Raw genomic sequence first — 7657 nt, forward strand, 5'->3', positions numbered from 1 at the left:
GTCAAGGATTCCACTTGTTGGAGAGCGCCGGCCGCACGGTTTTCACAGGGGGCTGGTCTTCGATGAAGTTGTCCGGGTAGTAGCCAAAACTGGTCACGCCTTTGCGCTTGAGCCGCCCCATCCAGTCGGCCAATTGTTCGCCGTCGATGTCGCTGACCGGCTTGCTGTCCCAGTCACGAGCCTGCAGTTCGAACACCGTGCGCTTGAGCGCGCCGGGGCGAGCCTTGACGGTGTCCACCAAGCGCTCGAGCCAGGGGCCTGACTGCTTGCGGGTCTGCTTCTCCATCAGCGGCATGGCCATCGGTGCAGTCCAGTCGTAGGCGCCGAGGAAGTCGTCGAGGTTCTGGGCGAACCAGGCTTCGCTTTGCGGATTGAGCATCGGCTCGGCAAAGATATTGCGCGCCGTCAGTACCTGCGGGCCGCGAATCGCCCGGACCTTGGCGGTCAGCTCCTGAGTGAAGTCGATCAGGTAGCGGCTCTTGAAGCGGGTCCAGCGCTGCATCGCCGCCGGATCGTCCCGCAGGGCAGCGATGGACGCCGGCAAGCCGTTGGCGCCGTAGACTTTCAAGGCCGCCGGGCCGGCATCCTCAAAGTCGGAGAACACCGCGTCGTCGTGGTACAGGACGCCGTCCAGGGAACTCATCCGCGCCAGGTCTTCATAGATTTCGCCGATGACCTTGCGCACCGCCGGGTCGAACGGCGACAAGCGCACATACTGATCCGGGGCAACACCGGTCTTGCCCGTTTCCGGATCCCAGCGTTGTACCCGTTGCAGTTTCGCGTCCAGGGCGAAACTGAGCACCGGCATCCAGGCATAGACCTTGGCATTGGCCCGGGTGCGCAATTGCCAGGCAACCCGGTCGAACAAGTCGGCCCGTACCGGCAGGTGGCGGTTGGGGAAGTACAGTGAGTGCACCAGACCGTCGCCTTTCGGATCGGCAAAGGCTTGCAGGAATACCGTGTTGGCGCCGAGGTCGGAAATGCGTTGGATCAACCTGCCGACGTTGGCTTCCTGCTGCACGGGATCCGGGTCGTAAACGTAATCCAAATCGACATGCACCACGCGCATCGGCTCAAGCGTCTGCACGGATACGACGCTTTCGGCGAAATGAGCGCCATCCGGATCGGACGACACCAGAAAGCGCGGGCCACTCATCAAGTTATCGAGGCTGTCGAGACCATCCTCCAGGGTCAGGGCCATTTCATAACCCTCGCTGCCAATCACCTGTAGCGCGGTGCCGTCGGCTTCCCCATAAGGCCAGACCCAGACGCGTGGGCTGTAGCCGGTGACCTTACGAATTTTTTCGGAAATGGCGGCGACGTCCTTACGCAGGCGTGCCTGGAAATCGGCTTCGGTTTCATAGTTTCCGGTGGCCGGATCGTAGCGCCGTGTCGTCGCCGCAGGCTGTTGGTTGCCTTGCGGGTTGGCGAGTACACCTTTGTGATTGGCGTCGGTGTGGGCGGCGATTTCCACCAGGCCCGACTTTGAAACTTCGCGAATCTGCTCCCAGGTCAAGAACTCGGAACGCTTGCGCGGGACGCCGGCGAAATCCACCGGCTGGTTCAACGGCGTGTCCACCCAGCTGCCGACCGGAGCCAGGATCGCCGGCCAGTTATAGGCACGCAGAATAGGCATGACGCGGGTGTAGAAGCTCGAATAGCCATCGTCGAAGCTCAGCAGCACCGCACGGGGCGGCAGTTCGGGGCCGCCATTGCGGGCGGTAATGATCTGGTCGACGGTGACCGGCTGATAGTTGTTTTCCCGCAGCCATGCCAGTTGCTCGATCAGCCGCTCGGTACGCACGGCCACCAGCGCCTGGTCCGGGTCAAGGTCCTCGACGTCGTGGTAGGCGATGCCGAGCACATGGTTCTTGGGCCATGGCGCATCGTTGGCGGCCAGCGGACGCAGCGAGGGCGGCGTGAACGCCGGGGCTTGCTGGGCACAAGCGCTGATCAGCAAGACCCCCAGCAGAAGGATGAATCGCGAAATAACGGGCATCTTCAAACTCTTCTAGAAGCGGTAGGTGAGGTCGACAAGCAGGCGCAGGTCGCTTTCGCGATCGCCGTCGTAAGGGCGGTTGAGCCAGCTCAGCGTGGCGCCGGCCTCGACCACATCGTTCCAGAGGAAACGCTGGCCATAGCTGAGCAACCCCATGGCAGCGGTGCTGTAGTCGCGTTGGCTGTAAGTACCGGCACCGACCTGGAACTGCTGGCTCCAGGTGGTTTCGTAGCGGCGATACAACACGTGATTGGCGCTCACGGTCGGCATGACGCTGAAGTCCGACTTGGGATTGAAGTAAGGCACTTCGTTGGAACCGCTGTTGCGGCTGGCCGCCACGTCCAGCCCCAGCTGAACTTGCAGGCGCGGCGTGCTGTAGACGCCTTCGCGACCGGTCAACTGGGTCTCCAGACGGTGATTGCCATCGCTGAAGTGCGATGGGCTGACAGCCAACCGCCACTCACGGCTTTCATTGGCTCGCCATCGAACGAAACCACTCCCACCGTTGGCGCGTACGCCACTGTTGAGCGCCCGCAGCGGAGTGTTGGCCGAGAGGTAATCCAGGCTACCGCCGTACTGCCAGTGATCATCGATGTCCCGGGCCACGGCCAGGCGCGCGCCCTGCTTGTCGCCGGAACCGTAGGAATGACTGGAAACCTCGGCTTCCAATGTCATGTCCCGGGTGCGGCGCTCCACACCCAGGCGCTGCCAACGATGGTGCCCGGTGCCTTCCTCGAAATCACCGGTGGCGTAGCCGGCGCCGCCGAATAACCGCCAGTCCTCGTCGATGGGCGGGCTGTAGAGCAGGGTTTCGATACCAAAGTCACGGCTGCCAGTGACCGCACCGGCGTCGCCGTTACCGCCGCCATAACTCTTGCCGGTGTAGGCTTCGATGCGCAGTTCGGCCATGTCGTGCACGTCGCGCTGGCGTTGCAGGCGTTTGACGTGGGCATTTTCTGAATAGCGGGCGACCACGTCGTCGGTCAGCGCATCCAACTGTCGCCACTCCTGCAAGTCCATGGCGGCACGGGCCTGGGCGATTTCCAGGTCACGGTTGCGCGGGATCGTGGCCTCAACTTCCTTGAGCAAGCTTTCCGAGCGGCGCGGCCAATCACGGGCCTGATAAAGATCGGCCTGGGCCAGGCGCATGCCGGTGTTGCCAGGGCCCTGATTGACCAATTCTTCCAGGCGCGCTTCGGCAGAGGGCAAGTCGGCGCCGTAGGTCCCCGCCTGGGCGGCGAGCTGTTGGGCGTCCATCCATTCATCGTTGGGGTTGCCGATCGGCAGGCCCTTGAGCTCGATGCGTGGACGCTGGGATTTCGCCATGTCTTCGGCCAGCGCACGGGCCTCTTCGGATTGTTCGCCTTCCAGCAGCGCGTAGTAGAGCGCGGTATTGTCTTCGAAACGGTCCGCCGGATCGGCGTCAGGCGCCGCCAGCACGCGACGGTAAAGGTCGATAGCGATTTCCGGCTGGCGCTGTTCCAGGTACGAAGACGCTACCCAGCGCAAGGCATAAGTCGGAATGCTCACGCCTTCTGCGATGAGCTTTTGATATTCGGTGATCACTTCAGCCCGACGGGCGCGGGCGTTGAGCGCCCCCATGCGATCGATGCGCCAACGGAGCACGTCGTCATGGGCCTGCGCCAAGGGCGTCCAGGTGGCGAGTAGCTTGTCGTAGTCGGCCAGGGCACGGTCAGCAATGACGAAACGCTCCGACTCGCTGCGGCTCGTCATGTCGGACAGGCGTACCCGCTCAGCCGCTACGTCGCCCTCCAAACGTCGTTGCACGCCACGGTCAATCAGCCCCGGCTGTAGACGTGCCAGACGCAGCGCCGGTTCGGGCAGCCGGGCACGTTGCAGGGCAATGATGTATTCACGCGCCACTTCCGGCTTGTTGCCAGCGCGAGTGAAGGCCTGATCGTATTCGAACAGCGCTTCATGAGGGTTGTTTGCGCGGGTCAGAGCGTAGCCTAGCGCCAATCGACGCATGGGGTCTGTCGGCTTGGCGGCGACCATGGCCCGGGCCCGACTGACGGCTTCGTCGGGCTTGCCACCGTCGGCTTGGGTCAGGGCGAGGCCCAGTTGCAGATCGGCACTTTGAGGGTCGATAACCAAGGCCTGGCGATAGAGCTCAGCGGCCGAATCCCAGCGCTTGAGGTTGCGATAGGCCCGTGCGGTTGCCGTCAGTGCCTGGATTGGCAAGTCGCGATGCCGCCCTTGGCTTTCATAGACATCCACCACCTCGGCATCGAGGCCAGCCCAACTGGCGATCTGCAGGTGATCGCTGATTTGTGCGGTGCTGGCTTGGCCCGCCGGCACCTGGCGCAGTTCGCTCAGTGCCGGCATGTAATGGCCGGCACGGGCGTCTAGCACCTTCTGGTCATAGGCGGAATCGGCGCACGCCAACAGCGGCCAGCACAATTGGCTGCACAGCGCGACGCGAAACAACGGGCGCAAACCACGTTGAATAAAAGGACCCACAGTACGCGGCATTCGTCAGCATCCTTACATGGCCAGCCGGGTCGCAGTGCCCCCTTGCCCATCAAACAGGAAGCCGGATCAAGGAAATCCAGCCAAGCTCTAATGGGCTTAGTCTTGCACTCTCGGGCAGGCCATTTTTCAGAACGCCATAATTCTTCAGAATCGATACAGATTTGCCGGCCAATCGACAGGCATAAAAAAACCCGGTCGTGCGCAAGTTGCACGAACCGGGTTTTGTATTGCTTGAAAAGATTACTCCACGGCGACGCCGCCGCCGCCGAGCTTGTTCATCACAAACGCCGTAAATTGCTCTACGGTCATTTTCTGGCCGTTGAAATCAACCTGATTGTTGGCGTAGTGCAACTTGGTAACCACGTCGTTGCCTTCCAGGGTCGCCAGCTGAGAACCGACCGCCATGGCACTGAACATGTCGCTGGTGGCAGTGGCCTGGTCAGCGATCAGCTTGGCATCGGTCTGGCCTTCCATTTGTGCCTGCAAGGTCATCAGGTCAACCAGCATTGGCTTGGAGACTTTGACGTTGAAATCCAGCAGGGCGAGCAACTGACGGCCCAACTCATCCGGTGGCAGGTCCATGGACTGCGGCTTGGCCAGGTCGATGGTGAGGTTGGCGCGGCTTTCACCGTTCGCAGTATTGAACGAAAGGTTCTCCAACGCCACTTGTGGGGCGCCGGCCAGGAGCTTCGCCAGATCAGCTTTGACTTGCGCTTCTTCGGCTTCGGTCAGGTTCAACTCAGGCGTTGGTTCACCGGCTGCAGCGGCCTCGGCAGCGGCCTTCTCGTAGGGTTGCAGCTTGGTCTGGTAGATCTGCATCAGCGACATGGTGGCCGGGATGTCCAGGTTCTTCACGCTGACGGCCATTTGGGCCGCACCAACGGCTTTATCGTTGAACGACAATTCACCGATCTTGTAATCGGCCCGGCCCGAAGCGCTGGTGCCGCTCTCGGTGCTGCTGTTCTTCATCTCGAAATTCTTCAAGCCCAGCACCGACTTCGGCTCGCCGAAGGTGGCCTTGGTGCTGCTCAGTAGCAGGGTGTTGTCACCCATGTAGTAACCGTAGGAACTCTTGGTCAGGTTGCTGGCCAATGTCAGGCCATTGAGCTCAACCTGAACCGGCGTCTGGTCCTCAGAGACAGTGGTCAGCTTGAAGCTGTCCATGTAGCCGTCGGCCTTGATTTTCTGTCCTTGCGCGCTGGCGGCCAGGTCGATCTTGAAGCCGGAGAATGTCAGCTGGGTTTGCTCATCCAGCTTGGTATCCAGGGGCAGCAGCTCGTAGGTGCCATTGATGGACTCGTCATAGCCCAGGTTGACCACGCCTTGGAGCGGTGACTTGTCCTTGCTGGCGGCGAACCACTTATCGGTCAACGGATTGCGCTCAAGCGCGGTGTGACTGGTGGCCATGACCGGCAGCCACTTGAGCGTTACCAGGCGCGAGAACGGCAGCGGACCGTGTTCGATCTTGTCGACGAAGAGCAGCTCAACCGGCTCCCCTCCAAAGATTTCGCCTTCGCCCTTGAGGCGGTAGTGGGCTGTGCTGCTGAATGTTCCGCGGTCCAGGGATACCAGTTCCAGGGCGGCATTGCTGTTGGAACCGGCCAAAGCCGTCTGCATTTGTTTGTTGCTATCGGCAATAGCGTTTTTCAACACGCCTTCGAGTTTGGTCCCGGTGTACCAGGCGCCGCCCGCGCTGACAGCACCAATGGCCACGACTATTCCAAGAAGTACGCTTGCTGATTTATTCATGAGTGACCCGAGTGATATCCATGGTTAAAGAAAGCCGTCGTCTTCCCTGACCCGCAAAGGGAGGTGACTCGACGTCGTAAAGTGGAGGGAGATTACCATCAGGCGCGCATGCGGGCCCAATGTTTAAAGGGGGGAAAAGTTGTTCTTGAGAGGTGGTCTACGAATACTGGACCTCAATTTCGTCGAGCTGATGATCAAATGTCTTTAGTCGAGCGGTCCACGTATACACCAATACTTCAAAATCACGATTGATCACGGTTGCGCCGGATGAGTCTGCGCGCGAGTCACAGAAGTCCAACTGGTAGCGCTCACGGGCCATGGCGTTAGCGACGTCGCACAGTTCACGGGCGTTATTGAGCCAATGCCAGCCGTCCTGGGTGACTTGTTTGTCCAGCGCAGCGCATTGGACCTTCAGGGCCTCGAGGCTTTTTTCCAGTGGGGTGCCGGTAAGCTCACCCATGACTTCCTGGAATGTGCGGCCAGGCTGCCAGTAACTGCCCCAGAAATATCGATCGAACACTGTTTCAACACGCCGGAGCGCAACTTTGGTGTCCCAGATGAGTACCAATGTCTTGCCTTGCTCGAGGTGTTTTTTCTTGATGCGCTGGCCTTGAAGCGACGCCCAGGCCACGATCGCAATGGATATCACCCCGATCAACGCTGCCGCGCTATCGAGAAAAAGCAGCGCCTTGTCGATCTGATGAGTGAGCATGACGCCGTAGAAGTAAGTCGCCGAGAGCAGCAACAACGCCGTTATGGCGCACCAAAAGCCGGGAGCATAAGGGTTTTTCATTATTGGAATCCCCATGACCAGTGACGGCGCGGGCCCCTGTTTGCCAGTGCCCGACTATCACAGCATAGCAACGGCGTCGGGGTTTGCCGGGGCGTCGAGCGCAATAAGAGCCTCGATCCGATTACCGGCCCAAAACGACAAAACCCCTGTCTGCTGATGCAGACAGGGGTTCTGGGAATTCAATCTTGACGATGACCTACTCTCACATGGGGAAACCCCACACTACCATCGGCGATGCATCGTTTCACTGCTGAGTTCGGGATGGGATCAGGTGGTTCCAATGCTCTATGGTCGTCAAGAAATTCGGTGACCGGCACGTCCAGCAGCAACGAGCCAGCGAAAATCGATAACTTCTACTTAAAACAAAACCCCTACCTGCGTCAGCAGATAGGGGTTTCGGAATTTAATCTTGACGATGACCTACTCTCACATGGGGAAACCCCACACTACCATCGGCGATGCATCGTTTCACTGCTGAGTTCGGGATGGGATCAGGTGGTTCCAATGCTCTATGGTCGTCAAGAAATTCGGTAGCCAGCGCGTGCCTTGCGGTCACGTTCCAGCGAATGGGTATGTGATAGCTTTTCGGTGTTTTGTGACGTTCGAACTTTCGGTTCGTTTCG

Annotated in this window: 4 protein-coding genes and 2 rRNA genes; all 6 read right to left on the minus strand. The window is 60.0% G+C overall.

The annotated features are described in order from the left end of the window. Nucleotide 1: 1 nt before the first annotated feature. The 6 genes from pgaB to rrf (AD663_RS27280) all read right to left on the minus strand — a co-directional run bounded on the left by pgaB (nt 2) and on the right by rrf (AD663_RS27280) (nt 7557). Entirely contained in the window at nt 2-1999 is a 1998-nt protein-coding gene (gene pgaB, locus AD663_RS27255) for a poly-beta-1,6-N-acetyl-D-glucosamine N-deacetylase PgaB (protein WP_003187000.1), read from the minus strand. A gap of 12 nt (nt 2000-2011) precedes the next feature. Continuing rightward, entirely contained in the window at nt 2012-4492 is a 2481-nt protein-coding gene (pgaA, locus tag AD663_RS27260) for a poly-beta-1,6 N-acetyl-D-glucosamine export porin PgaA (RefSeq protein ID WP_053214863.1), read from the minus strand. A gap of 240 nt (nt 4493-4732) precedes the next feature. Further along, nucleotides 4733-6241: a YdgA family protein gene (locus AD663_RS27265; protein ID WP_053214864.1), complete on the minus strand. Its 1509-nt coding sequence runs from the start codon at nt 6239-6241 to the stop codon at nt 4733-4735. Nucleotides 6242-6398: 157 nt separating this feature from the next. Then, entirely contained in the window at nt 6399-7034 is a 636-nt protein-coding gene (locus tag AD663_RS27270) for a hypothetical protein (RefSeq protein WP_033046354.1), read from the minus strand. A gap of 183 nt (nt 7035-7217) precedes the next feature. Then, nucleotides 7218-7333: ribosomal RNA gene (rrf, locus tag AD663_RS27275) — 5S ribosomal RNA — on the minus strand. Nucleotides 7334-7441: 108 nt separating this feature from the next. Further along, nucleotides 7442-7557, minus strand: a 5S ribosomal RNA gene (gene rrf, locus AD663_RS27280). Between the last annotated feature and the right edge of the window lie 100 nt (nt 7558-7657).

Source organism: Pseudomonas sp. Q12-87, from assembly GCF_001269755.1.
Classification (GTDB): domain Bacteria; phylum Pseudomonadota; class Gammaproteobacteria; order Pseudomonadales; family Pseudomonadaceae; genus Aquipseudomonas; species Aquipseudomonas fluorescens_S.